The sequence below is a fragment of the Streptomyces sp. NPDC030995 genome (assembly GCF_055571215.1).
This window is the reverse complement of the sequence record NZ_JBVIFS010000015.1, coordinates 150,310-175,430: the sequence shown is the minus strand read 5'-3', so window position 1 is coordinate 175,430 and position 25,121 is coordinate 150,310. Positions and strand designations below refer to the sequence as shown.

Genomic DNA, 25,121 nt, shown 5'->3' with positions numbered 1-25,121 from the left:
CACATGACCGAGCAGACGCCCCGGACCCTCCACCTCAATGCCTTCCTCATGAACGCCGGGCACCACGACGCCGCCTGGCGGCACCCCGCCAGCCAGCCCGAGCGGATCACCGACCTGCGGTACTTCCAGGAACTGGCCCTCACCGCCGAGCGCGGCCGGCTCGACTCCATCTTCTTCGCCGACGGGGTCGCCCTCTGGGGCAAGGCCCGCTACAACGCCCTCGGCGGTTTCGAACCCCTCACCCTGCTGTCCGCCATCGCCGCCGTCACCTCGCACATCGGTCTCATCGCCACCGTCTCCACCACCTTCAACGAGCCCTACAACCTGGCCCGGAAGTTCGCCTCCCTCGACCACATCAGCAGTGGCCGCGCCGGCTGGAACATCGTCACCTCCGGCAGCCTCGACGAGGCCCGCAACTTCAACCGCGAGGAGCACCTGGCGCACAGCGTCCGCTACGACCGCGCCCGCGAGTTCCTCGACGTCGCCACCAAGCTCTGGGACAGCTGGGAGGACGACGCGATCGTCCTCGACAAGGAGCGCGGCATCTACGCCGACACCGACAAGCTGCACCCCGCCGCCCACCGCGGCGAGCACTTCGGCGTCGCCGGTCCGCTCAACGTCCCGCGCGCCCCCCAGGGGCACCCGCTGCTCGTGCAGGCCGGTTCCTCCGAGGACGGCAAGGAGTTCGCCGCCCAGTACGCAGAGGCCGTCTTCACCGCCCAGCAGACCCTCGACGACGGCCAGACCTTCTACAAGGACCTCAAGTCCCGCCTCGCCCGCCACGGCCGCGTCGAGAGCGACCTCCTCGTTCTCCCCGGCATCGCCCCCGTCATCGGATCCACCGAGGCCGAGGCGAGGGCCCTGGAGCAGGAGCTCACCGACCTCCAGGTGCCGGAGTACGGCCTCGCCCAGCTCTCCGGCATGCTGGGCGTGGACCTCAGCGGCCTGCCCCTGGACGGCCCGCTCCCCGAGCTGCCCGAAGAGCGGGACATCAACGGCAACAAGAGCCGCTTCACCCTCGTCGCCGAGCTCGCCCGCCGCGACGGCCTCACCCTGCGCGAGCTGATCGCCCGCCTCGGCGCCGGCCGCGGCCACCGCACCTTCGCCGGCACCCCGGAGCAGATCGCCGACCAGCTCCAGGAGTGGTTCGAGAACGGCGCCGCCGACGGCTTCAACATCATGGCCCCGGTACTGCCCACCGGCCTCACCGACTTCGTCGACCACGTCGTGCCGATCCTCCAGCGCCGCGGCCTCTTCCGCACCGAGTACACCGGCCGCACCCTCCGCGAGCACTACGGCCTGCCGCGTCCGGCCGGCCGCTACACGCGGGGGGCCGTCTGACCGCGGGGGTGGTCCCCGGCGGACCGCCCCCGCGTCCGCGGCCGGGTCGTCAGACCGTCAGGACGATCTTGCCGCGGGTGCGGCCCGCGGCGCTCAGCTCCCAGGCCTTGGCCGCCTCGGCGAGCGGCAGCGCGTGCTCCACATTGACCGTGAGCCGGCCGGCGTCGGCCAGTTCCGCCAGGAAGGTCAGGTCGGCGGTGTCCGGGCGTACCCACAGCTGGTGGGCGCCCTTGGAGGCCGCCTCGTAGTCGGCGATGGAGACGACCCGGTCGCGCTCCTTGACCAGCGACTGGAGGATCTCGACGGCGCCGTCCCCGTAGAAGTCCAGCCCCGCGTCGATGCCTTCGGGGGCCAGCTCGCGGACCCGGTCCGCGAGCCCCTCCCCGTACAGCACCGGCTCGGCGCCGAGCGAGCGCAGGTAGTCGTGGTTGTGCGCGCCCGCCGTGCCGATGACCCGCAGGCCGAGCGCGATCGCGATCTGCACGCCGAAGGAGCCGGTGCCGCCCGCCGCCGAGTGGATGAGGACGGTCTCGCCCGCCTTGAGGCCCACGCGGGTGAGCGACTGGTACGCGGTGAGGCCTGCCAGCGGGATGCCGGCGGCCTGCTCGAAGGTCAGCTCGCGGGGCTTGCGGGCGAGGGTGCGGACGGGGGCGCTGACCAGTTCGGCGTAGGTGCCGAGCTCCACCCACTCCTTGCGGACGTAGCCGTACACCTCGTCGCCGACGGCGAAGTCGAAGGTGTCCGGGCCGACCGCCTCGACGACGCCGGCGACGTCCCAGCCCGGTATGACGGGGTAGCGGACTTCGAGGATCGGGTCGAGCCATCCGGCGGCGAGCTTCCAGTCCACCGGGTTGACGCCGGCGGCCTTGACGCGGACGAGGACCTCGCCCGGTCCCACCTTGGGTCGCGGCACGTCAACGAGCGTGAGGGTCTCGGGAGTTCCGTATGCGCTGTACGTAATGGCCTTCATGATCGTCCCCAACGCGGCCCGGACGGAACCTATTCCGTCCCCAGCCCCGCCCCCACCCCCGTTCCGTCCGCGGTCCGTCCGCTCAGGCCGGCAGCGTGTTGCGGTGGGAGCGCCGCCGGGCCGCGCTGAAGAGCGCCTGGATCTGCGCACCCGACTGATCGACGTCGTCGAGGGGCGAGGGGAAGGGCAGCCGCACGTCGCGGTGGCCGCGCCGTTCCTCCAGGCGCAGGGTGATCCCGTACCGGTCCATGGCCACCGGCAGCGCGCGCACGACCGCGGCGGTGGGCAGCGGCCGGACCAGGCGCAACAGCAGGGTGACCAGGTCGTGGTGGTCGTCGAGGAGGTGGGTGAGCATGCCCGCCTCGTACGGGGCGAGCGGGTCCGGGCAGGCCGCGTCCAGCTCTTCGAGGCCGACGTGCGAGCGGCCGCCCGGGGTTTCGAGGACGGCCCGGTCGAATTCCATGCACGTGGAGTCGGATCCGGTTCCGGAGCCCGAGCCGGTGGCCGCGTCGGCGTACGGGGTGAGCAGGCGGCCCAGCACGGTGACGCGGGCGCGCACCCGGTCCCGTACGGGGGTGGGCGCCACGTCGGTGAACTCCAGCCGGACCGCGGGCCGGTACTCGGCTCCGCCGCCCGGCTCGACGGGGTGCAGGTGCAGCCGGCCCATCGGGTCGGTGCCGTCGAGGTGGCGGACCTCGGTGCGGAGTCCGTCGGTGACCACGGTCATGGAGTGGGCGGCGGTCAGGATCGACCGGATCCGCTCGGCATCGGTGGGCCTGGCGGCCGGGGTGGCGGGGGCACCGGACATGCGCATGAGGATCTCTCCCTCGTCCGAGTAGGTTAGGTATGCCTAACCTCACCCATCCGGCGCTCCGAGAGTACCCGTCGTGGTTCGTGTCGTTGTTGGGCTGAACGGGTGAAACGCGAGAGGATGGGGGGATGCACATGAAGCGCACGGCCGAGGCGGCCCGGTGAGCAGGTACGACGTCACCGACGAACAGTGGGAGGGGCTCGCGCAGGTGGTCCCCCTGCGCAGTCGCAACGAATGGCCCTCCCGGGTGGACCACCGCACGATCCCGACGGCGCCCGGAGCGTCGACGGCGGAGCAGCGGCGCTTCGTGGTGATCAGAGTTCAGATCTTCGCGGACGCGCGGGAGGTGGCGGAGTATCTGATCGCCCAGATCCCGGTGCTGCTCGACCTCACCGGCGCGGACAGTGAAGTGGCGAAGCGGATCCTGGACTTCAGCAGCGGCGTGGTCTTCGGGCTGGGCAGCGGGATGCACCGGGTGGACCGGAACGTCTTCCTGCTCGCCCCGGTCGGGACCGAGGTCGAGGGGATCGCGGCCGCGGCCGTCCCCCGATCGTAGGAAGGTCCCCGCGCGGGAACGGTTCGCCGGGCCCAAGGGGGGTCCGGCGGCCCGTACCGTCCCGCGCATGGACGCCACCCTGGACGCGGCGGCGGGGCGCACCGCCGTCACCGCCGCGTTAGCCGACACCCCCACCGTTCCCGCCCAGGCCTCCCCGGCCGCGGCGCCGAGCGCTGCCCCGCAGCACCGCCCTGTGCTCACCGAGCTGAGGCTGTCCGCCTTCGGCCCGCACCGGTCGGCGGCCTTCCCGCTCGGGCCCCTCACCCTCGTCGCCGGGCCGAGCGGCAGCGGCAAGTCCCAGGCCCTGGCGGCCTACGAGGCCCTGGCCGGGCTGGGTTCCGGCGCCACGCTGGAGCAGGCCTTCCCGGACCCGCGGGCCCGCATCCCCGACGGGGCCGTCCCCGACGCGCAGCGGCGACGCGGCTTCCGCCTGGGCTGCACGGTCGACGGCCCCGCCGGGCCGGTCCGGCTCGACCTCGCCGTCCAGGCCGAGCCCGCGCTGCGGATCGTCGGCGAACGGCTCTCGCAGAACGGGCAGATCCTGCTCGCCACCGCCCTGCGCGACCCCGGCCGGCGCTCGGTGCAGGCCGCCTGGCTGACCGGCGGCGCCATCGGCGTCACCAGGGCCCCGCTGCCCGACGACCGGCTCGGCACGGCCCTGCTCCCGCTCCGCGTAGCCGGGGCCACGGCCGGGCAGCGCCAGGTGCTGGCCGCCGCCGAGCAGGTGGTGGTGGCCCTGCGCTCGGTGTTCCCCTGCGACCCCCGCCCGGACCGGATGCGCGCGGCCGTCCCGCCGGGGCCGGGGCGGCTGCTGGGCGACTGCGCCAACCTGGCCGACGTGCTGCGCCGGACCCGCCACGAATGCGGCACCCGCCACACGCTGCTGGCCGAGGCGGCCCGTACCGGCTGTGCGGGGCCCGTCGAGGGCCTGGACGTACGGGATTCCGCGGGCGGCCCGGTCACGGCGGTACTGGACCGGGGTCCCGCCCGGCCCGCCACGGAACTGGCCCGCCTCGGCGCGGGCGAGCTGCGCTTCCTCGCGCTGGCGCTGGTCCTGCTGACCGGGCCGGGAGTGCTGGCCATGGAACCGGCCGCCGAACTGCCCTCCGCGCAGCAGGCGCTGACGGTACTGGCCGACGGCTTCGACCGCGGCCTGGACCGGCGCCAGAGCGCCGAGCTGCTGCGCCTGGCCCTGCTGTCCTGCGGCCGCGGCCACATCCGGCTGGTGGCGGCGGTGGGGGAGGAGACCGCGGCGGCCGCCCGCCGCCTCCCGGGGGTCGCGGTGGTAGACCTGAGCCCATGAACGAGACGCAGGAGCAGCCCGAGCAGCAGCCCGAGCAGCAGCCCGAGCAGCGGCCCGAAGGACGGCCCGAGGAGCGGCTGGACCGACTGCAGCGCCGGCTCGCGGACTTCGCCGCGGCGCGCGGCTGGGAGCCGTACCACACGCCCAAGAACCTGGCGGTGGCGCTGAGCGTGGAAGCGGCCGAACTGGTCGAGATCTTCCAGTGGCTGACACCGGAACAGTCGGCGAAGGTCATGGAGAAGCCGGAGTCCGCCCACCGGGTGGCCGATGAGGTGGCGGACGTGCTCGCGTATCTGCTGCAGTTCTGTGAGGTCCTCGGGGTGGATGTGCTGGATGCGCTCGCCGCGAAGATCGAGAGGAACGAACTCCGCTTCCCTGTGAAGGGCACTTCGACATCCAATCGTCACTCTTCGGAGTGACGAGCTCATCCACAATCACGTTTCTGTCCACATTTTCCGAATACCCCTGGCTTTACTGACTCGTTGCCCTCACTCTGGGTAGTGGTGAGGATGGCGGAATGTCGTGCGGACGGGGGACGGCATATGGATGCGGTACGGCTCATCGCGGTCGGCCGGCACGCGCTGGCACAGAGCGGGGCTGCGTGGGACATCGTGGGCGAGGCCTGGCAGGCCCAGGCGCTCGCGCAGGGCATCGGGGGATATCTGGCGGTCACCGGGCCGCCGGAGCTGAGATCGGAGGCACGGGGACTGGGGGAAGCGGGAGGCAGAGGGTGCGGGGTGCTCGACCTGGCGGCCCTGCGCGGCGAGGGCAGCGCGCCCGAGTATCCGCCGCGGGCCGCGCAGTTGAGCGAGGTGTCGGACGTCCGGCAGGCGCTGCTCGGACTCCAGGCGCTGTTGGGCGAAGTGGGGATAGCCCTGGTCGGGGTGGCCTGCGGGACGGACGACGAGTCCCTCTACTGGCAGTGCATAGAGTCGATCGACGCGGCTGACGAGTCGAGCGACCGGGTGCGGTCGATCCTGCGCCGCATGGCGGTCCGCGAGCGGGGGTCCGCCTCGGGCGTGGCCTGAGGCGACGCCTGAAGTGGCGTGGAGCGTGTAACGGGTGGTGCCGGGGGCTGGGGTCCCGCCATGCGCGACGGGACCCGCGCGGTCAGGACGACCGGTAGGACGGGCGCTCGCTCTCCGGGCCGGCCGGGGCGCGCTCCGCGGAGGACTGGAGATCGGCGTCGAGCTGCGAGAGGTCGGCGTTCAGCGCCGCCATGAGTTCTTCCATCTGCTGCAGCAGGCCCTTCGGCGCGCCGCCGGCCTGGGCGGACACCGCGGACTCCTGGCCTGCGTGATCGTGTGCTGCCTGTCCGGTCGTTCCGTTCTGTCGGGGGGTCTGCGGCACGGCCTCGTGGGACATGGCGGCCTCCTCGGCCCTGGCCCTTCCGAGGCGGAAGGGGGCGGTGGACGCACCGGCGAGAGGCCGCCGGCACGCGGGCCGGGCGGTCCGGCTCCGTCCGGGGAAACGATCCCCGTCCGGGCTGGTCACTGGCGGGCCCGGCGGCGGACACGTCCGGTTGACGAAGATTCACCCTGCCGGGGCGGGAAGTGCAGGATGGGGGCATGGATCTTCGCATTTTCACCGAGCCCCAGCAGGGTGCGAGCTACGACACCCTCCTGACCGTCGCCAAAGCCACCGAAGACCTCGGCTTCGACGCGTTCTTCCGCTCCGACCACTACCTGCGGATGGGATCCGCCGACGGCCTGCCCGGGCCCACCGACGCCTGGATCACCCTCGCCGGCCTGGCCCGCGAGACCAAGCGGATCCGCCTCGGCACCCTGATGACGGCCGGCACCTTCCGGCTGCCCGGCGTCCTCGCCATCCAGGTGGCCCAGGTCGACCAGATGTCCGGAGGCCGCGTCGAACTGGGCCTGGGCGCGGGCTGGTTCGAGGAGGAGCACAAGGCGTACGGGATCCCCTTCCCGGCGGACCGGATGTCCCGGCTGGAGGAGCAGCTCGCCATCGTCACCGGCCTGTGGGCCACCGAGCCCGGCGCCACCTTCGACTACGCGGGCAGCCACTACCAGGTGGAGAACTCGCCCGCGCTCCCCAAGCCCGCCCAGGCCAAGGTCCCCGTCCTCATCGGCGGCCACGGAGCCCGGCGCACCCCACGGCTCGCCGCGCGGTACGCGGACGAGTTCAACATGCCGTTCGCCTCGATCGCGGACAGCGAGCGGCAGTTCGGCCGGGTCCGGCAGGCGGCCGAGGAAGCCGGCCGCAAGGCCGACGACCTCGTCTACTCCAACGCCCTCGTGGTGTGCGTGGGCAAGGACGACGCCGAGGTGGCCCGCCGGGCCGCCGCCATCGGCCGTGAGGTGGACGAGCTCAAGGCCAATGGTCTGGCCGGTTCCCCGGCCGAGGTCGTGGAGAAGCTCGGTGCCTACGCCGCCACCGGCTCCTCCCGCGTCTACCTCCAGCTCCTCGACCTCGACGACCTGGACCACCTGGAGCTGGTCTCCGCCCGGGTGCTCTCCCAGCTCGGCTGACGAAGGACCGGTTCTCCGATGCCACGTGCGTCCGGCCCGCTCGCCGAGGCCCTGGGCGGCAGGACCGTGCTCCTGGACGGCGGGCTCAGCAACCAGCTCGCCGCCCAGGGCTGCGACCTGTCCGGAGGCCTCTGGACGGGCCGGGTGCTCGACGAGCGGCCGGACCAGGTGGAGGCCGCCCACACGGCGTACGCCCGGGCCGGCGCCGAGGTGCTGATCACCGCGAGCTACCAGGTCGGCCCCGGTCACCCCCGGGCCGCCGCCCTGCTGCACCGCAGCGTCGCCCTGGCCGCCCGGGCCGCCGAGGCCGCCGACCACGAGGTGTGGGTGGCCGCCTCCGTGGGCCCGTACGGGGCGGTGCTCGCGGACGGCTCCGAGTACCGCGGCCGGTACGGCCTGAGCGTGCGCGAGCTCGCCGCCTTCCATCGCCCCCGCATCGAGGCCCTGCTCGCCGCGGGCCCCGACGTCCTGGCCGTGGAGACCGTCCCCGACCCGGACGAGGCCGAGGCTGTGCTCACCGTCCTCGCGGACACGGGCGCCCGGGCTTGGCTGAGCTACACCGTCGCCGACGGCCGCACCCGCTCCGGCGGGCCCCTCCCCGAGGCCTTCGTCCTCGCCGCACGGGCCCCGGAGGTCATCGCGCTCGGCGTCAACTGCTGTGACCCGGCGGAGGTCCTGCCCGCCCTCGAAGCGGCCGCCACCGTCACCCGCAAGCCGCTCCTCGCCTACCCCAACGACGGCTCCGTCTGGGACGCCGCCACCGGCACCTGGCACGCTCCCGCGGTCCCGGCCCCCTGGCCCACCGCGGCCTGGCACCGCGCCGGCGCCCGCCTCATCGGCGGCTGCTGCCGCATCGGCCCCGACCGGATCGCGGAGCTCGCCGCGCGGCCGCCCGGCGATCCGGCCGCCGGAAAATAAGGCGCAGACAGGACCGGTGACCAGCAACAATCGGCCGTGTGTTCCTGACGATCTCCACCATCGGCTCCCTCGAACGACCCGCCACCGACCTGGGCTACCTGCTGCACAAGCACGCCGGGAAGACGCAGGCGTTCTCCACCTCCTACGGCACCGCCCACGTGTTCTACCCCGAGGCCACGGCCGAACGGTGCACGGCGGCCCTGCTGCTGGAGGTGGATCCCGTCGCGCTCGTGCGGCGCGGCCAGGGCAAGGGCCGGGGCGGGGCGCCCGACGCCGCACTCGCGCAGTACGTCAACGACCGCCCGTACGCCGCGTCCTCGCTGCTCGCCGTCGCCCTCAGCGGGGTGTTCCGCACCGCGCTCAAGGGCCAGTGCGCCCTGCGCCCGGACCTGGCGGAGCAGCCGCTGCCGCTGCGCGTCGAGATCCCGGTGCTGCCCGCACGCGGCGGCGCGGCGCTCGTGCACCGGCTGTTCGACCCGCTCGGCTGGGACCTCGTACAGGCCGAGCCCGTACCGCTCGACGAGCAGTTCCCCGAGTGGGGGGACTCCCGCTACGTACGGCTCGTACTGGAGGGGGAGCTGCGCCTCGCGGACGCACTGCGGCAGCTGTACGTACTGCTGCCGGTGCTCGACGACGCCAAGCATTACTGGATCGCCCCGGACGAGGTCGACAAGCTGCTCCGCGCCGGAGACGGCTGGCTCGCCGCCCACCCCGAGAACGGGCTGATCAGCTCCCGCTACCTGGCCCGCCACAAGCGGCTGACCCAGGACGCCATCGAGCGCCTGGAGCTGGTCCGCCTCGCCGAGGCCGACGGCAGCGAGGTCGAGGAGCTCGACAACGCCGTCGACGAATCGCGTGACACGCAGGAGCGGCCCGTACCGCTCGCCGTGCAGCGGCGCGACGCGATCCTCGCCGCCCTGCGCGCCGCCGGAGCCGCCCGGGTCCTCGATCTGGGCTGCGGTCAGGGGCAGCTGGTGCAGGCCCTGTTCAAGGACGTGTTCTTCACCGAGATCGTCGGCATGGACGTGTCCGTCCGGGCCCTGAACATCGCGGCCAGGCGGCTGCGGCCGGAGCGGATGGGCGAGCGGCAGGCCGCGCGCGTCACGCTGCTGCAGGGCTCGCTCGCCTACACCGACAAGCGGCTGGCCGGCTACGACGCGGCCGTGCTCAGCGAGGTCATCGAGCACCTGGACCTGGAGCGGCTGCCCGCCCTGGAGTACGCCGTGTTCGGCTCGGCCCGGCCCCGCACGGTCCTCGTCACCACCCCGAACGTCGAGTACAACGTCCGCTGGGAGACCCTGCCCGCCGGGCACGTCCGCCACGGCGACCACCGCTTCGAGTGGACCCGCGAGGAGTTCCGCGCCTGGGCCGGGGCCGTCGCGAACCGGTACGGCTACGGCGTCGAGTACGTCCCCGTCGGGGACGACGACCCCGAGGTCGGACCGCCGACGCAGATGGCCGTCTTCACCCAGACCGATACCACCGACGCCAGTGCGACCACCGGCACCCCGAAGGAGGGCGAGGCAGCATGACCAGCACCGAGACCCACCGTACGCGCACACTTCCCGTCACCGACCTGTCCCTCGTCGTCCTGATCGGGGCCACCGGATCGGGCAAGTCCACCTTCGCCCGCAAGCACTTCAAGCCCACCGAGGTCATCTCCTCCGACCACTGCCGGGGCCTGGTCTGCGACGACGAGAACGACCAGAGCGTCAGCCGGGACGCCTTCGACGTCCTGCACTACATCGCGGGCAAGCGCCTCGCCGCCGGCCGCCTCACCGTCGTCGACGCCACCAGCGTCCAGGCCGACGCCCGCCGTCAGCTGGTCCAGCTCGCCCGCGAGCACGACGTGCTGCCCATCGCCATCGTCCTGGACATGCCCGAACAGGTCTGCGCCGAGCGCAACGCGGCCCGCCCCGACCGGGCCGGCCTGCCCCGCGCCGTCATCCAGCGGCACCGCCGCGACCTGCGGCGCTCGCTACGCGGCCTGGAGCGCGAGGGCTTCCGCAAGGTCCACGTGCTGCGCTCCGTCGAGGAGGCCGAGAGCGCCGAAGTCGTCCTGGAGAAGCGGTTCAACGACCTCACGCACCTCACCGGCCCCTTCGACATCGTCGGTGACATCCACGGCTGTTCCTCCGAGCTGGAGACCCTGCTCGCCAAGCTCGGCTACGAGGACGGCGTCCACCCCGACGGCCGCACCGCCGTCTTCGTGGGCGACCTCGTCGACCGCGGCCCCGACAGCCCGGGCGTCCTGCGCCGCGTCATGGGCATGGTGAAGTCCGGCAACGCCCTGTGCGTGCCCGGGAACCACGAGAACAAGCTCGGCCGTTACCTGAAGGGCTCCAAGGTCCAGCAGACCCACGGCCTCGCCGAGACCATCGAGCAGCTGGCGGCGGAGCCGGAGGAGTTCGTCGCGGAGGTACGGGAGTTCATCCGCGGCCTCGTCAGCCACTACGTCCTCGACGGCGGCAAGCTGGTGGTCTGCCACGCCGGCCTGCCCGAGAAGTACCACGGCCGCACCTCCGGCCGGGTCCGCTCGCACGCCCTCTACGGGGACACCACCGGCGAGACGGACGAGTTCGGCCTGCCCGTGCGCTACCCGTGGGCCGAGGACTACCGCGGCAAGGCCGTCGTGGTCTACGGCCACACCCCGGTCCCGAACACCGCCTGGATCAACAACACCATCTGCCTCGACACCGGCGCCGTCTTCGGCGGGAGGATGACCGCCCTGCGCTGGCCGGAGCGCGAACTGGTCGACGTACCGGCCGAGAAGGTCTGGTACGAGCCGGTCAAGCCGCTCGTCACCGAGGTGCCCGGCGGCGCCGCATCGGATCCGTCACGGGGCGTCCGCCCGCTGGACCTGGCCGACGTGCACGGGCGCCGGGTCGTGGAGACCCGGCACCTGGGCAACGTCAACGTGCGCGAGGAGAACGCGGCGGCGGCCCTGGAGGTGATGAGCCGCTTCGCGGTGGACCCGCGGCTGGTCCCGTACCTCCCGCCGACCATGGCGCCGACCGCCACCTCGCGCGAGGAGGGCTACTTGGAGCACCCCGCCGAGGCCTTCGCCCAGTACCGCAAGGACGGCATCGCCCAGGTGGTGTGCGAGGAGAAGCACATGGGCTCCCGCGCCACCGTCCTGGTCTGCAAGGACGCCGACGCCGCCCGCGAGAGGTTCGGGGTCGACGGCCCGACCGGGTCCGTCTACACCCGCACCGGGCGGCCCTTCTTCAAGGATCCGGCGGTCACCGAGGAGGTCCTGACCCGGCTCCGGGCGGCCGTCACCGACGCCGGGCTCTGGGAGGAGCTCGGCACGGACTGGCTGCTGATCGACGGGGAACTGCTGCCCTGGTCCCTGAAGTCCGCCGGCCTGCTGCGCAACCAGTACGCCGCCGTGGGCGCGGCCTCCGGCGCCGTCTTCCCGGGCGCCATCGCCGCCCTGGAGGCCGCCGCCGCCCGGGGCGTCGACACCGGCGAGCTGCTGGAGCGCCAGCGCGGCCGGGCCGCCGACGCGGCCGCCTTCACCGAGGCGTACCGCCGCTACTGCTGGACCACCGACGGACTGGACGGCGTACGGTTCGCGCCCTTCCAGCTGCTGGCGGCGGCCGGGCGGTCGCTGGCCGCCGTCCCGCACGACGAGCAGCTGTTCTGGCTGGACCGGCTGTGCGCCGCCGACGAGGCGGCCGGCACCGGGCTGCTGCGCCGCACCGGCCGCATCCTGGTGGACACCGCGGACGAGGACTCCGTACGGGCGGGCACCGACTGGTGGCTGGAGCTGACGGCCGCCGGCGGCGAGGGCATGGTCGTCAAGCCGCTCCAGGCGTACGCCCGGGACGGCAAGGGCCGCCTCGTGCAGCCCGGGGTCAAGGTGCGCGGGCGGGAGTACCTGCGGATCATCTACGGTCCGGAGTACACGCGGCCGGACCACCTGGAGCGGCTGCGCGACCGGTTCCTCGGGCACAAGCGCTCGCTCGCCCTGCGCGAGTACGCGCTCGGGCTGGAGGCACTGGACCGGCTGGCGGCCGAGGAGCCGCTGTGGCGGGTGCACGAGGCCGTCTTCGCGGTGCTCGCCCTGGAGTCGGAGCCGGTCGACCCCCGGCTGTGAAGTAAAGCGGACACCCCCGTACGGCCCGTAATTAGGTCGTATGGGGGAACTTCCCGGAGAACTCCGGGAAAGCCCCCGGCGGGATCGTTCAACCAGGGCAGCGGAATGTCCGCGACCCTGGAAGGACGGAACGTCACCTATGAAGATGACCGCGCGCGGAAGCATTGCGGCACTCATGACCTGTATGGCCGCGGCCGGCGCGGCCACCCCGGCCGTGGCCGACTCGGTGCCGCTCGGTGTCCCGCTGGACACCGTGAAGACCACGCTGGGCGTGGACACCCCGCGCCTGGCCACCGGGGTGCCGATTCCCGCCGTCGGAGCGCCCGAGGCGCCCCGCTTCCACAAGGGGAGCCTGCTCCCGGCGTCCCTGGTCCCGGTGGTCCCGATCGGCACCGAGCTCGGCAGCACCCTCGTCACCTCCCCGGTGCCGAACCTGCTGGGCGAGCCGGAGACGGACGGCGAGGGCTCCCTGGAGGCCCCGGCCACCGACCTGCTCGCCCGGACCCCCGGGCTGGTCGCCGGCGGCCTGCTGACGATGCCGGACGCCTCCAACTCCGGGGTGCCGAACCTGAAGACGCCCGAGCTGGGCCTGATCGCCCCGGAGCTCACCGGTGCACCGCAGGCGGTCCTCGGCCTCGCCATGCCCCGCTGAGCAGACGCCACGTCAAAAAGCCGTCCGGTCTGGGAATGTGTACGGCATGGGATTCCATGTCGACTCCGAGACCGGGCGGCTTCGCCGCGTCATCCTTCACCGGCCCGACCTGGAGCTGAAGCGGCTCACACCGAGCAACAAGGACGCGCTCCTCTTCGACGACGTGCTGTGGGTGCGCCGGGCCCGCCAGGAGCACGACGGCTTCGCGGACGTGCTGCGGGACCGGGGGGTTGAGGTCCACCTGTTCGGGGACCTGCTGTGCGAGGCCCTCGACATCCCGGAGGCCAGACACCTCGTACTGGACCGGGTCTTCGACGAGAAGGAGTACGGGCCCCTCGCCACCGACCACCTGCGGTCGGCCTTCGACGGGCTGCCCTCGGCGGAGCTGGCCGAGGCGCTGGTCGGCGGGATGACGAAGCGGGAGTTCCTGGAGGGGCACGCCGAGCCGGTGTCGGTGCGCTTCCACGCCCTGGAGCTGGACGGCTTCCTGCTGGGGCCGCTGCCCAACCACCTCTTCACCCGGGACACCTCCGCCTGGATCTACGACGGGGTGTCCATCAACGCGATGCGCTGGCCGGCCCGGCAGCGCGAGACCGTCCACTTCGAGGCGATCTACAAGCACCACCCGCTCTTCACCACCTCCGGCGCCTTCCACTACTGGTCGCAGGGGCAGGCGGACTACCCCTCGACCATCGAGGGCGGGGACGTGCTCGTCATCGGCAACGGGGCGGTGCTGATCGGGATGAGCGAGCGGACCACGCCGCAGGCGGTGGAGATGCTGGCGCGGGGCCTGTTCGCCACCGGTTCGGCGACCTGCATCGTGGCGCTGGACATGCCGAAGCGGCGGGCCTTCATGCACCTGGACACGGTGATGACGATGGTGGACGGAGATACGTTCATTCAGTACGCGGGACTCGGGATGCTCCCCTCCTACACGATCGAGCCGGGCTCCGGACCGCAGGAGCTGAAGGTGACCGACCACCCGGCGGAGCACATGCACCGGGCCATCGCGGCGGCGCTCGACCTGGACTCGATCCGGGTGCTGACCGCGACCCAGGACGTGCACTCGGCGGAGCGCGAGCAGTGGGACGACGGGTGCAACGTGCTGGCCGTGGAGCCGGGGGTGGTGGTCGCGTACGAGCGGAACGTGACGACCAACACCCACTTGCGCAAGCAGGGCATCGAGGTGATCGAGATCCCGGGCAGCGAGCTGGGCCGGGGCCGGGGCGGACCGCGCTGCATGAGCTGTCCGGTCGAGCGGGACGCGGTGGGCTAGGGGAGGGGCAGGGCGGGGCCGGAGCGGGGCCGGGGCGGGTCGGGGGAAGGGCCGACGAGAAGCGCGCGGAGCAGGGCCGGGAGGGCGCTCCGTATATCAATACGGAGCGTCGTATAGACTTCCATCATCCCCTGTCACCGTGACGCTGGAGCAACCCCATGGCCACCGACCTCGCAGGCCGCAGTTTTCTCAAGGAGCTGGACTTCACGGCCGCCGAGTTCCGCGGCCTGATCGAGCTCGCCGCCGACCTGAAGGCGGCCAAGAAGGCGGGGGTCGAGCAGCGCCTGCTCCAGGGCCGGAACATCGCGCTGATCTTCGAGAAGACCTCGACGCGGACCCGCTGCGCCTTCGAGGTCGCCGCCGCGGACCAGGGTGCCCACACCACCTACCTCGACCCCGCCGGCTCCCAGATGGGCCACAAGGAGTCGGTCCGGGACACCGCACGCGTGCTCGGCCGGATGTTCGACGGGATCGAGTACCGGGGCGACAGCCAGCAGGCCGTCGAGGAGCTCGCCGCCCACGCGGGCGTCCCCGTCTTCAACGGCCTCACCGACGACTGGCACCCCACCCAGATGCTGGCCGACCTGCTCACCATGACCGAGCACAGCACCAAGCCGCTGCACCGGATCGCCTTCGCCTACCTTGGCGACGCCCGCTTCAACATGGGCAACTCGTACCTCGTGACCGGTGCGCTGCTGGGCATGGACGTACGGATCGTCGCGCCCAGGGCCTACTGGCCGGCTGAGGCCGTGGTGGCCGCGGCCCGGCAGCTCGCGGCGGAGAGCGGCGCGCGGATCACCCTGACCGAGGAGGTCGCCGAGGGCGTCGCCCAGGCGGACTTCGTCGTGACCGACATCTGGGTGTCCATGGGAGAGCCCAAGGAGGTCTGGGACGAGCGGATCGCGGCCCTGTCCCCGTACGCCGTGACCATGGACGTGCTGCGCGCCACCGGGAACCCGGACGTGAAGTTCATGCACTGCCTGCCCGCCTTCCACGACCTCGGCACCAAGGTCGCCCGGGACATCCACGAGCGGCACGGGCTCGACTCCCTGGAGGTGACGGACGAGGTGTTCGAGTCCGAGCACTCCATCGTCTTCGACGAGGCCGAGAACCGGCTGCACACCATCAAGGCCGTGCTCGTCGCCACGCTCGCCAGGCCCGGCCGGAGTGACGCATAGTCATACGCCGCCCCGTCGACACCCGTATGTCGCGCTTCTGTGACGGCGGTCAGGATCTGGTGATACCGTCGATCGTGTGAGCCCCTTCACCGGTTCCACAGCAGCGACCGAACGGTGGCAGCACCTCCGGATCACCCGGCAGGACGGCGTCGCCACCGTCACCTTCGACCGCCCCGAGAAGCTGAACGCGCTCACCTTCGGCGCCTACGCCGACCTGCGTGATCTGCTCGCCGAACTGTCCCGTGAGCGTTCCGTACGCGCCCTCGTGCTGGGCGGGGAGGGGCGCGGCTTCTGCTCCGGCGGGGACGTGGACGAGATCATCGGCGCCACCCTCGCCATGGACACCGCCCAGCTCCTCGACTTCAACCGGATGACCGGCCAGGTGGTGCGCGCCATCCGCGAATGCCCCTTCCCGGTGATCGCCGCCGTGCACGGGGTGGCCGCCGGGGCCGGCGCCGTCCTCGCGCTCGCCGCCGACTTCCGGATCGCCGACCCCAGCGCCCGCTTCGCCTTCCTCTTCACCCGCGTCGGCCTCTCCGGCGGGGACATGGGCGCCGCCTACCTGCTGCCCCGGGTCGTCGGCCTCGGCCACGCCACCCGGCTGCTGATGCTCGGAGAGCCCGTACGCGCCCCCGAGGCCGAGCGGATCGGCCTGCTCAGCGAGCTCACCGAGGAGGGCAAGGCCCACGTACGGGCCGCCGAACTCGCCGCGCACCTGGCCGCGGGCCCCGCCCTCGCCTACGCACAGACCAAGGCGCTGCTCACCGCCGAGCTCGACATGCCGCTGGCCGCCTCGGTGGAGCTGGACGCCAGCACCCAGGCCCTGCTGATGCACGGCGAGGACTACGCGGAGTTCCACGCGGCCTTCACCGGGAAGCGGCCGCCGCAGTGGAAGGGCAGGTAGCGGGATGTCCGCGGGCTCCATGCGGGTGGCCGTCGTCGGCGGGGGACCGGGCGGCCTGTATGCGGCCGCGCTGCTGGCCCGGCAGGGCCACACGGTGGACGTCTGGGAGCGCGGCGCCCCGGACGACACCTTCGGCTTCGGCGTGGTGCTCTCCGACGAGACCCTCGGCGGCATCGAGCGGGCCGACACCGTCGTCCACGCGGCCCTGAGCGCGGAGTTCGTGCGCTGGGACGACGTGGACATCGTCCACCGGGGCCGGCTGCTGACCTCCGGCGGCCACGGCTTCGCGGCCATCGGACGGCGCCGGCTCCTGGAGATCCTGCACGAGCGCTGCGCCGGGCTCGGCGTCCGGCTCCGCTTCCGCGCCGAGGCCCCCGACGTGCGCGCGCTCGCAGCCTCCTACGACCTGGTGGTCGCGGCGGACGGGGTGCACAGCGCGATCCGCGAGGCCGGGGCCGCGCACTACCGGCCGACGGTGACGAGCGGACGCTGCCGTTACATCTGGCTCGCCGCCGACTTCGCCTTCGACGCCTTCCGCTTCGAGATCGCGGAGACCGAGCACGGGGTCATGCAACTGCACGCCTACCCCTACTCGGCCGACGCCTCCACCGTGATCGTGGAGATGCGGGAGGAGGTCTGGCGGGCGGCGGGCCTCGACCTGTGCGACGAGGAGGAGTCGGCGGCCCGCTGCGCCAAGATCTTCGGCGAGGCCCTGCGCGGGCGCCCGCTGCACGGGAACCGCTCGGCGTGGACGCGGTTCCGTACCGTCGTGAACGAGCGCTGGTCGCACGGAAACGTGGCGCTCCTCGGAGACGCCGCGCACACCGCCCACTTCTCCATCGGGTCCGGCACCAAACTGGCGGTGGAGGACGCGCTCGCCCTCGCCGAAGCCGTGGCCGGCGCGGACGGGGACGTACCGGCCGCCCTCGCCGCGTACGAGAGGGCCCGCCGCCCGGCGGTCGCCAGCACCCAGCGGGCCGCGGCCGCGAGCCGGCACTGGTTCGAGGAGATCGCCGGATACGTCGGCCAGCCCGCCCGGCAGTTCGCCTTCAACCTCCTCACCCGCAGCCGCCGGGTCACGCACGACAACCTGCGGCTGCGCGACGAGCGGTTCACACGGGCGGTGGAACGGGAGTTCGGCTGCCCGGAGGAGGGCCCGGGGCAGCGCACGACCCCGCCGATGTTCACCCCCTTCCGGCTGCGCGGCCTGACCCTGCGCAACCGGGTCGTCGTCTCGCCGATGGACATGTACTCGGCCGAGGAGGGCGTGCCGGGGGACTTCCACCTCGTACACCTGGGCGCGCGGGCCCTCGGCGGGGCCGCACTGGTGATGACGGAGATGGTCTGCGTCTCGGCCGAGGGCCGCATCACGCCCGGCTGCGCCGGCCTCTACACCCAGGAGCAGGCGGCGGCCTGGCAGCGGATCACCGACTTCGTCCACACCTCCGCCCCCGGTACGGCGCTCGGCGTCCAGCTCGGGCACGCGGGACGCAAGGGCTCGACGCGGGTGATGTGGGAGGGCATGGACGATCCGCTCCCGGAGGGCAACTGGCCGCTGGTGGCCGCCTCCGAGCTGCCCTACCGGCCGGGCGTCTCGGCGCGCCCGCGGGCCCTCACGCACACCGATATGGCGGCGCTGCGCTCCGAGTTCGCGGCCGCCGCCGTCCGCGCCGCCGACTGCGGCTTCGACCTGCTGGAACTGCACTGCGCCCACGGCTACCTGCTCTCCGGGTTCCTGTCACCGCTGACCAACCACCGTGACGACGCCTACGGCGGCACCCTGGAGAACCGCCTGCGCTTCCCGCTGGAGGTCTTCGACGCGGTCCGCGCGGTCTGGCCCGAGGACCGCCCGATGACGGTCCGCCTCTCGGCCACCGACTGGGCGCCCGGCGGCACCTCGCCCGAGGAGGCGGTGGAGATCGCGGCCGCCTTCGCCGCCCACGGCGCGGACGCCATCGACGTCTCGACCGGCCAGGTGGTCGCGGACGAGGCCCCCGAGTACGGGCGCTCCTACCAGACCCCGTACGCCGACCGGATCCGGGCCGCCCTCGGTGTCCCCGTCATCGCGGTCGGCGCCATCTCCTCCTGGGACGACGTCAACTCCCTGCTGCTGGCCGGGCGCGCCGACCTCTGCGCCCTGGGCCGCCCCCACCTCTACGACCCGCACTGGACCCTGCACGCGGCCGCCGAGCAGTCCTACGAAGGTCCGGCCGCGCCCTGGCCCGCCCCCTACCGCGCGGGCAGCCGCCCACCGCCTACCGGCCGTGGCTGAGCCGCTCGTGGCCCGGGCGGGGCCCGGGCGTGCTCCGCGTGCTCTGCGTGCTCTGCGTGCTCATGCGTCGAGGATCTCGGCGCGGTCCTCGACCGGGGTGTAGCCCAGGCGCAGGTAGATGCCGTTGCTGGTCGGGTTGGCCAGGTCCGTGAAGAGCAGGACCTCCGAGGCGCCCGCCGCGTACGCCGCTTCGCTCGCCGCGTGCGTGACCCCGGCGGCGTAGCCGCGGCCGCGGAGCTCGGGCGGGGTGTAGACCGGGCCCACCCGGGATGCCGAGCCGATCGGACGGGAGAAGGAGGCCAGCGAGACGGGGTTCCCCTCGTGCTCCCAGAGCACGATGCCGCCGTACGAGATCCGGTCGCGCAGGGCGGATTCGGAGGGCTCGCCCGGCTCCTCGACCTCCTGGTTGAAATCCCGGATCCACGCCAGCAGGAGCGGGAGCTCCGCCTCGGTGGCGGGCCGGGCCCGCCCGGCCGGCGCCGGATCCGGGGCGATCAGCCCGGCCAGCCGGTACAGGCGGCTCTCCTCGCCGACCCGGAACGGCCGCCCCCAGGCCCCGGCCAGCACGTCCGCGTCGCGGCGCCGGGCGCTGATGCCGCTGAGCCCGGCGAGCAGCGGCTCGGTGGCCAGTGCGTCCGCCAGCGCCCGCACCGCCTGGTCGGGCACTGCACCGAGCTGCAAGCGATACGGAGGGGTGCACAGCAGGGCCCCGGAAACGGTTCCATCGGCCCCGGTCCACCAGCCGAAGAAGGGGTCGGCCGGCCCGTAGGCGTGCGGCCCGCGCCGTTCCAGCGCGTCGGCGACGGTCAGAAGGAGGGTGTTGGGCACGGGCTGCGCGGCCACGGCCGGCCCTGCCGCGGCGAGATAGGCGGCCAGATCGGAAGTGAAAGTCCAAGTCATGGCACATCCTGACCCCCCGTCGGCCCCGCGCGCACCCGCTTTCCGCGGGGGCCGCCTCAGGCGGGCGGCCACCCCGGCCACCACGGCGGCGGCACGGTGTCCGGACCGCCGTCACGGTCGCGCGAAGCGCCCGCCCGGTTCCCGTAGCCGCACGTGGAGTTCGGCGAAGACGGCCGCCGCCCGGTCGCCCGGCCAGTCCGCCGGAAGCAGCTCGCGCGGCAGGCCCGGGTCGGCGTACGGCAGCCGGCGCCAGGTGTCCAGCGCGAGGAGGTAGCCGCGGTAGGCCTCCTCCGGGGTGGGCTCCGGTCCCGACTGGAGGGCGCGCAGGGCAGGTTCGTGCAGATCGAGGAACTCCTCGTGCTGCTTGGCCAGGGACGCCAGGTCCCACCAGCGGGCCACCGCCTCGGCGGTCGGGGCGAAACCGAGGTGGGCGCCGCGGAACAGTTCCACGTACGGCGTCAGGTGCAGGCGCTCCAGCGTGTGCGCGGTCTCCTCGGACAGCCGGGCCGGGGCGATCCACACGCCCGGCGCCACCGCGCCGAAACCGAGCCGGGCCAGCCGGGAGCGCAGCAGGTGCCGCTTGTGCCGCTCCTGCTCCGGGACGGAGAACACCGCCACCAGCCACTCGTCCGTCAGCTCCGGGCTGCCGTAGATCCGCCGGTCGCCGTCGTCCAGCAGCTGCCGCGCCTCCTCGGAGAGCCCGTACGCCGCGGAGCCGTCCGCCGCGCGCTCGGGCAGCAGGAAGCCGCGCCGCTTCAGCCGGGACACCGACGAGCGGACCGACGGGGCGTCCACGCCGACCGCGCCCAGCAGGCGGACCAGCGCGGAGACCGGGACCGGGCCATCGAAGGCCCGTCCGTAGGCTCCGTAGAACGTGACGATCAGGGATCGCGGGGTGTGCTGCTCGACCACGGTTTCACTCTAAGACCTCTCCGGCCGCCCCATGATCGCGCAGCCGGAAGCGCTGGAGCTTGCCCGTCGCCGTACGGGGGAGCGCGGGCAGGAAGACGAAGGAGCGCGGGCACTTGTGCGGGGCCAGTTCCGCCCGCATGAAGGCGCGCAGGGCCTCCTCCGTCAGCACCACTCCGTCACGTGTCACGGTGTACGCCACCACGATCTGCCCGCGTCGCTCGTCCGGGCGGCCCACCACCGCCGCCTCGACCACGTCCGGGTGGCGCAGCAGGGCTTCCTCCTCCTCCGGGCCCGCGATGTTGTACCCGGCCGAGATGATCATGTCGTCGGCCCGGGCGACGTAGCGGAAGTAGCCCTCCGGATCGCGCACGTAGGTGTCGCCGGTGAGGTTCCAGCCGCCTTGTACGTACTCCCCCTGCCGGGGATCGGCCAGGTAGCGGCAGCCCACCGGGCCCCGCACGGCCAGCAGCCCCGGCTCGTTGTCCGCGACGGGCCGGCCGGACGGGTCCACCACCCGGGCCTGCCAGCCCGGGACCACCCGGCCGGTCGTACCGGGGCGGATGTCCTCGTCGGCGGCGGAGATGAAGATGTGCAGCAGCTCGGTCGCCCCGATGCCGTTGATGATCCGCAGGCCGGTGCGCTCGTACCAGGCCCGCCAGGTGGCGGCCGGCAGGTTCTCCCCGGCCGAGACGCAGCGGCGCAGCGCGGACAGGTCGTACATGCCCACGTCGTACGGGCCCAGGGCGTCCAGCATCGTCCGGTACGCGGTGGGCGCGGTGAACAGCACCGTCACCCGGTGCTCCGCGAGCGCGGGCAGCAGCCGCCGCGGCACCGCCTCCTCCAGCAGCAGCGCGGACGCCCCGGCCCGCAGCGGGAAGACGACCAGCCCGCCGAGGCCGAAGGTGAACCCGAGCGGCGGACTGCCCGCGAAGACGTCGTCCGGGCGGGGCCGCAGCACGCTGCGGGAGAAGGTGTCGGCGACGGCGAGCAGGTCGCGGTGGAAGTGCATGCAGCCCTTGGGCCGCCCGGTGGTCCCCGAGGTGAAGGCGATCAGGGCGACGTCGTCCGCGGAGGTCGGGGCGGCCGGGAAGGGCTCCTGGTGCCGCTCGGCCAGCCGAAGCAGATCGTCCTCGGCCCCGCCCCCGTACGCGGTGATCCGCAGCCCCGGCACCTCGGCCTTGACCAGGTCGTCCAGGACGTCCGCATGGCACAGGGCGTGCCGTACCCGGGCCATCGCGCACACCGTGGCCAGCTCCTGCGCGCGCTGCTGGGGCAGTACGGTCACGGCCACCGCGCCCGCCTTCATCACCGCGAGCCAGCAGGCGGCGAGCCAGGGGCCGGTGGGGCCGCGCAGCAGCACCCGGTTGCCGGGGACGACGCCGAGGTCGAGGGTGAGCACGTGGGCGAGGCGGTCCACGCGCTCGCGCAGGGCCCCGTACGTCCACACCTCGCCCGTGCCGCTGCGGAAGGCCGGGCGGTCGGCGCCGGCGGGACCGAAGCGGGCGATGGTGGCGTCGAGCAGCTCGGCCCCGCAGTTCAGGCGGTCCGGGTAGGCCAGTTCGGGCAGTTCGAAGAGCAGCTCCGGCCAGGTGTCCACGGGGGGCAGATGGTCACGGGCGAAGGTGTCGGTGTGAGCGGAAGGCTTGAGCTCCAAGGCGGGTTCGCCCCCTTGCGACGGTCCCGGGTGAGGTGGATCCGGCCGTGCGACTGCATCACGAGCGTATCGTGATGGTGACGGCAGTCAACAGGACGCGATAGATGCGGGGACATTCGGATGACCGGATTCGCGCTCGGGGTGGACCAGGAGGAATGGTGCGGGCAGTTGCGCGCACTGTCGGCCCGGCGGCTGAGGCCGCTGGCCGAGAAGGGGGAACCGGGGAGGGTCAACCGGCCGTTGCTGGCCGCGCTGGGGGAGCTGGGCCTGCTGGAGCGGGTGTTCGCCTCCGGCGCGCTGGAACTGTGCCTGCTGCGGGAGTCCCTCGCCTACGGCTGCACGGAGGCCGAGACGGCGCTCGCCCTCCAGGGGCTGGGGGCGTACCCGGTCCTGCGGGCGGGGAGCCGGGCGCAGCGGGAGCGCTGGCTGCCGCAGGTGCGCGCCGGGCGGGCGGTGGCGGCCTTCGCGCTGAGCGAGCCGGGGGCGGGCTCGGACGCGGCGGCGCTGGAACTGGAGGCCGCGCCGGCCTCCGGCGGAGGCTGGGTGCTGAACGGCGAGAAGCGCTGGATCTCCAACGCCCCGGAGGCGGATTTCTACACCGTCTTCGCCCGGACGGGTGAGGGGCCGGGGGCGAAGGGGGTCTCGGCCTTCCTGGTCCCGGGGGACCGCCCCGGACTCTCCGGCGAAGCGCTGGACATGCTCTCCCCGCACCCGATCGGGGCCCTGTCCTTCGACGGGGTGCCGGTCGGCCCGCGGGACCTGCTCGGCGAGCCCGGGCGGGGCTTCCGCGTCGCGATGGACACCCTGAACCTCTTCCGGCCGAGCGTCGGTGCGTTCGCGGTGGGCATGGCCCGGGCCGCGCTGGACGCGACCCTCGCGTACACGGCGGGCCGGGCCGCGTTCGGCGGGAAGCTGAGCGACCTCCAGGCGGTGGCGCACCGGGTGGCCGAGATGGCCACCCGCACGGAGGCGGCCCGGCTGCTGGTGTACGCGGCGGCCGGGGCCTACGACCGGGGCGCGGCGGATGTTCCCGGGCGCGCGGCGATGGCGAAACTGCTGGCCACCGAGACGGCCCAGTACGTGGTGGACCACGCGGTCCAGTTGCACGGGGCGGTCGCCCTCCAGCGGGGCCACCTGCTGGAACACCTCTACCGGGAGGTGCGGGCGCCGAGGATCTACGAAGGGGCGAGCGAGGTGCAGCGGACCGTGATCGCGCGCGAGCTGTACCGGGCCCTGCCGGGGGAGGTGGCGGCCGGATGAGCCTCGAGCGGATCAACCCGGCGTCGCTGTCCCCCGCCACGGGCTTCTCGCACGCCGTGGCCGCGACCGGCTCGCGGCTGGTGTTCCTGGCGGGCCAGACCGCGCTGGACGCCTCGGGCAAGGTGGTGGGGGAGAGCCTGCCGCAGCAGTTCGAGGTGGCCCTGACCAACCTCCTGGCGGCCCTCGCCGCGGCGGGTGGCGCCCCGGCGGACCTGGCGAGGGTGACGGTGTACGCGGTGGACGTGGCGGCGTACCGCGTGCACGCGGCCGAACTGGGCCGCGTGTGGCGGCGGTTGGCGGGGCGGGACTATCCGGCCATGGCCGTCATCGGCGTGGTCCGCCTGTGGGACGACCAGGCGATGGTCGAACTCGACGGCGTCGCGGTCCTGGCGTAGCCCTGCGGCCGCTGCCGGGGGCTCTGCCCCCGAACCCCCGCGCCTCAAACGCCGGGCGGGACTGCATTTCAGCCTCGCCGGCGTTTGAGGCGCGGGGTCTGGGGCGGAGCCCCGGTCCTCGAGCCGCGCCGGCGATTGAGGCGCGGGTCCGGGCAGCGCCCGGGAGCCCCCGCGCAGCGGCCCCGGACCGCCTAGCCCCGCGCGCGGCGGCGGTACTCGTCCGTCGGGACGCCGCCCACGCCCCAGTCCTCCAGGGCGACCTCGTCGATGAGGACGAACGTGGTGGCCGGGTCCTTGTCCAGGACCTTGACCAGCAGGTCGGTCACACCGGCGATGATCTCGGCCTTCTGGGCGGCGGTGGCGCCTTCACGGGTGATCTTGACGTTGACGTACGGCATGGTGATGGATGTCCTTCCGGTGAGTGGGATCGAGGGCGAGGCTCAGGCGCGGCCGGTGACGTGGCCGCCGTCCACCCGCAGGGCGTGGCCCGTGACGAACGTGGCGCCCGCGAGGTACAGCACCGCCTCGGAGATCTCGGAGACCTCGCCGACCCGGTTCAGCAGGGCCAGCCCGCCGAAGGAGTCCACGTCGGAGCCCGCGTGCAGCGGGGTGCGGATGATGCCGGGCGACACGAGGTTGACGCGGATGCCGTCGGCGGCGAGCTCGGCGGCCAGGCTCGTCGTCAGCCCGTGCACACCGGCCTTGCTGACCACCGGCGCGGTGCACGGGAAGCCCGCCAGCCCGTGGTCCACCAGGACCGTGCCGATGTTGACGATGCTTCCGCCCCGGCCCTGCGTGCGTAGCGCCCGCACCACGGCCTGGGTGGTGAGGTAGGTGCCCTTGAGGTTGCCGGTCAGGAAGCCGTCGAGCTCCTCCTCGGTGACGTCGGTGAAGGGCTTGGGGGCGAAGGTGCCGGCGTTGTTGACGAGGACGTCGATGCCGCCGAAGCGGTCGAGCGCGGTCCGCACGAGCGCCTCGCCGGTCGCCGGTTCGGCGATGGCGCCCGCGACCCACGCGGTCCGCTCCGGGTGGCCGAGACCGGCCGCGGCCTTGGTGAGGCGCTCGGCGTCCCGCCCGTTGAGGACGACGTTCGCGCCGCTCGCCAGGAAGGCGCGGGCGATGTCCAGGCCGATGCCGCTGGAGGATCCGGTGACGAGAGCGGTCGTGGAGGTGGTCGTGGTGGCGGTGTCGGTCATGATGCAAGTGCCTTTCGTGGCGGCTTGGT

General features: G+C 73.4%; 24 protein-coding genes. 16 read left to right on the top strand and 8 right to left on the bottom strand.

What is annotated here, in order from left to right; genetic code table 11:
• Positions 1-3 precede the first annotated feature (3 nt).
• Complete coding sequence (locus ACZ45T_RS22920; RefSeq protein WP_468444132.1) at positions 4-1,341, top strand: LLM class flavin-dependent oxidoreductase; 1,338 nt, start codon at positions 4-6, stop codon at positions 1,339-1,341.
• Between the two features lie 49 nt (positions 1,342-1,390).
• Here ACZ45T_RS22920 and ACZ45T_RS22915 read toward each other — a convergent pair whose 3' ends face one another.
• Complete coding sequence (locus ACZ45T_RS22915) at positions 1,391-2,311, bottom strand: NADP-dependent oxidoreductase (protein WP_468444130.1); 921 nt, start codon at positions 2,309-2,311, stop codon at positions 1,391-1,393.
• 82 nt (positions 2,312-2,393) lie between these two features.
• Positions 2,394-3,125: a DUF2470 domain-containing protein gene (locus ACZ45T_RS22910; protein WP_468444128.1), complete on the bottom strand. Its 732-nt coding sequence runs from the start codon at positions 3,123-3,125 to the stop codon at positions 2,394-2,396.
• A 157-nt stretch (positions 3,126-3,282) separates the two neighbouring features.
• On the opposite strand from ACZ45T_RS22910, the gene ACZ45T_RS22905 reads away from it, so the two are divergent.
• The 4 genes from ACZ45T_RS22905 (at position 3,283) to ACZ45T_RS22890 (ending at position 6,009) form a co-directional block, all read left to right on the top strand.
• The gene (locus tag ACZ45T_RS22905; RefSeq protein WP_150259984.1) at positions 3,283-3,678 is read left to right on the top strand and encodes a cell division protein SepF; all 396 of its coding nucleotides are present in this window, start codon (positions 3,283-3,285) and stop codon (positions 3,676-3,678) included.
• Positions 3,679-3,745: 67 nt separating this feature from the next.
• Positions 3,746-4,981, top strand: a complete 1,236-nt coding sequence (locus ACZ45T_RS22900; protein ID WP_468444125.1) for an AAA family ATPase — start codon at positions 3,746-3,748, stop codon at positions 4,979-4,981.
• Positions 4,982-5,058: 77 nt separating this feature from the next.
• A complete protein-coding gene (locus ACZ45T_RS22895; protein ID WP_468444173.1) occupies positions 5,059-5,400 on the top strand; it encodes a nucleotide pyrophosphohydrolase in 342 nt (113 codons plus the stop codon).
• 123 nt (positions 5,401-5,523) lie between these two features.
• On the top strand, positions 5,524-6,009 hold the full coding sequence (locus ACZ45T_RS22890) for a DUF6099 family protein (protein ID WP_468444123.1): 486 nt from the start codon (positions 5,524-5,526) through the stop codon (positions 6,007-6,009).
• 82 nt (positions 6,010-6,091) lie between these two features.
• On the opposite strand, the gene ACZ45T_RS22885 is transcribed toward ACZ45T_RS22890, so the two are convergent.
• Entirely contained in the window at positions 6,092-6,346 is a 255-nt protein-coding gene (locus ACZ45T_RS22885) for a hypothetical protein (RefSeq protein ID WP_468444121.1), read from the bottom strand.
• 203 nt (positions 6,347-6,549) lie between these two features.
• Between ACZ45T_RS22885 and ACZ45T_RS22880 the strand changes: the two genes are divergently transcribed.
• The 9 genes from ACZ45T_RS22880 (at position 6,550) to ACZ45T_RS22840 (ending at position 18,775) form a co-directional block, all read left to right on the top strand.
• The gene (locus ACZ45T_RS22880) at positions 6,550-7,473 is read left to right on the top strand and encodes an LLM class F420-dependent oxidoreductase (protein ID WP_468444119.1); all 924 of its coding nucleotides are present in this window, start codon (positions 6,550-6,552) and stop codon (positions 7,471-7,473) included.
• 18 nt (positions 7,474-7,491) lie between these two features.
• Positions 7,492-8,391 (top strand): homocysteine S-methyltransferase, encoded by a 900-nt coding sequence (mmuM, locus tag ACZ45T_RS22875; RefSeq protein WP_468444117.1) that lies wholly within the window; start codon positions 7,492-7,494, stop codon positions 8,389-8,391.
• Positions 8,392-8,429: 38 nt separating this feature from the next.
• Positions 8,430-9,923 carry a 3' terminal RNA ribose 2'-O-methyltransferase Hen1 gene (locus ACZ45T_RS22870; protein WP_468444115.1) on the top strand — a complete coding sequence of 498 codons (1,494 nt, stop codon included), beginning with the start codon at positions 8,430-8,432 and terminating at the stop codon, positions 9,921-9,923.
• Positions 9,920-12,493, top strand: coding sequence for a polynucleotide kinase-phosphatase (locus ACZ45T_RS22865; protein ID WP_468444113.1), 2,574 nt, complete (start codon positions 9,920-9,922; stop codon positions 12,491-12,493). The genes ACZ45T_RS22870 and ACZ45T_RS22865 overlap by 4 nt, the downstream gene beginning before the upstream one ends.
• Positions 12,494-12,668: 175 nt before the next feature.
• Positions 12,669-13,145 carry a hypothetical protein gene (locus ACZ45T_RS22860; protein ID WP_468444111.1) on the top strand — a complete coding sequence of 159 codons (477 nt, stop codon included), beginning with the start codon at positions 12,669-12,671 and terminating at the stop codon, positions 13,143-13,145.
• A 46-nt stretch (positions 13,146-13,191) separates the two neighbouring features.
• Positions 13,192-14,421, top strand: a complete 1,230-nt coding sequence (locus ACZ45T_RS22855; RefSeq protein WP_468444109.1) for an arginine deiminase — start codon at positions 13,192-13,194, stop codon at positions 14,419-14,421.
• Positions 14,422-14,579: 158 nt separating this feature from the next.
• On the top strand, positions 14,580-15,599 hold the full coding sequence (gene argF / locus ACZ45T_RS22850; protein WP_468444107.1) for an ornithine carbamoyltransferase: 1,020 nt from the start codon (positions 14,580-14,582) through the stop codon (positions 15,597-15,599).
• A gap of 76 nt (positions 15,600-15,675) precedes the next feature.
• Positions 15,676-16,503 carry an enoyl-CoA hydratase family protein gene (locus ACZ45T_RS22845; RefSeq protein WP_468444105.1) on the top strand — a complete coding sequence of 276 codons (828 nt, stop codon included), beginning with the start codon at positions 15,676-15,678 and terminating at the stop codon, positions 16,501-16,503.
• 4 nt (positions 16,504-16,507) lie between these two features.
• Positions 16,508-18,775, top strand: a complete 2,268-nt coding sequence (locus ACZ45T_RS22840) for a bifunctional salicylyl-CoA 5-hydroxylase/oxidoreductase (RefSeq protein WP_468444103.1) — start codon at positions 16,508-16,510, stop codon at positions 18,773-18,775.
• A gap of 60 nt (positions 18,776-18,835) precedes the next feature.
• Here the strand turns inward: ACZ45T_RS22840 and ACZ45T_RS22835 are convergent, their stop codons facing one another.
• The 3 genes from ACZ45T_RS22835 to ACZ45T_RS22825 all read right to left on the bottom strand — a co-directional run bounded on the left by ACZ45T_RS22835 (position 18,836) and on the right by ACZ45T_RS22825 (position 22,241).
• Positions 18,836-19,675 (bottom strand): GNAT family N-acetyltransferase, encoded by an 840-nt coding sequence (locus ACZ45T_RS22835; RefSeq protein WP_468444101.1) that lies wholly within the window; start codon positions 19,673-19,675, stop codon positions 18,836-18,838.
• Between the two features lie 111 nt (positions 19,676-19,786).
• The gene (locus ACZ45T_RS22830; RefSeq protein ID WP_468444099.1) at positions 19,787-20,587 is read right to left on the bottom strand and encodes a PaaX family transcriptional regulator; all 801 of its coding nucleotides are present in this window, start codon (positions 20,585-20,587) and stop codon (positions 19,787-19,789) included.
• A gap of 4 nt (positions 20,588-20,591) precedes the next feature.
• On the bottom strand, positions 20,592-22,241 hold the full coding sequence (locus tag ACZ45T_RS22825) for an AMP-binding protein (RefSeq protein WP_468444097.1): 1,650 nt from the start codon (positions 22,239-22,241) through the stop codon (positions 20,592-20,594).
• Between the two features lie 120 nt (positions 22,242-22,361).
• On the opposite strand from ACZ45T_RS22825, the gene ACZ45T_RS22820 reads away from it, so the two are divergent.
• Positions 22,362-23,501 (top strand): acyl-CoA dehydrogenase family protein, encoded by a 1,140-nt coding sequence (locus ACZ45T_RS22820; protein ID WP_468444095.1) that lies wholly within the window; start codon positions 22,362-22,364, stop codon positions 23,499-23,501.
• Positions 23,498-23,896, top strand: coding sequence for a RidA family protein (locus tag ACZ45T_RS22815; protein WP_468444093.1), 399 nt, complete (start codon positions 23,498-23,500; stop codon positions 23,894-23,896). Before ACZ45T_RS22820 ends, ACZ45T_RS22815 begins: the two co-directional genes overlap by 4 nt.
• Positions 23,897-24,087: 191 nt before the next feature.
• Here the strand turns inward: ACZ45T_RS22815 and ACZ45T_RS22810 are convergent, their stop codons facing one another.
• Both ACZ45T_RS22810 and ACZ45T_RS22805 read right to left on the bottom strand, forming a co-directional pair.
• Positions 24,088-24,294: a tautomerase family protein gene (locus ACZ45T_RS22810; protein ID WP_468444091.1), complete on the bottom strand. Its 207-nt coding sequence runs from the start codon at positions 24,292-24,294 to the stop codon at positions 24,088-24,090.
• Between the two features lie 42 nt (positions 24,295-24,336).
• Positions 24,337-25,092 (bottom strand): SDR family NAD(P)-dependent oxidoreductase, encoded by a 756-nt coding sequence (locus ACZ45T_RS22805; protein WP_468444089.1) that lies wholly within the window; start codon positions 25,090-25,092, stop codon positions 24,337-24,339.
• Positions 25,093-25,121: the final 29 nt, after the last annotated feature.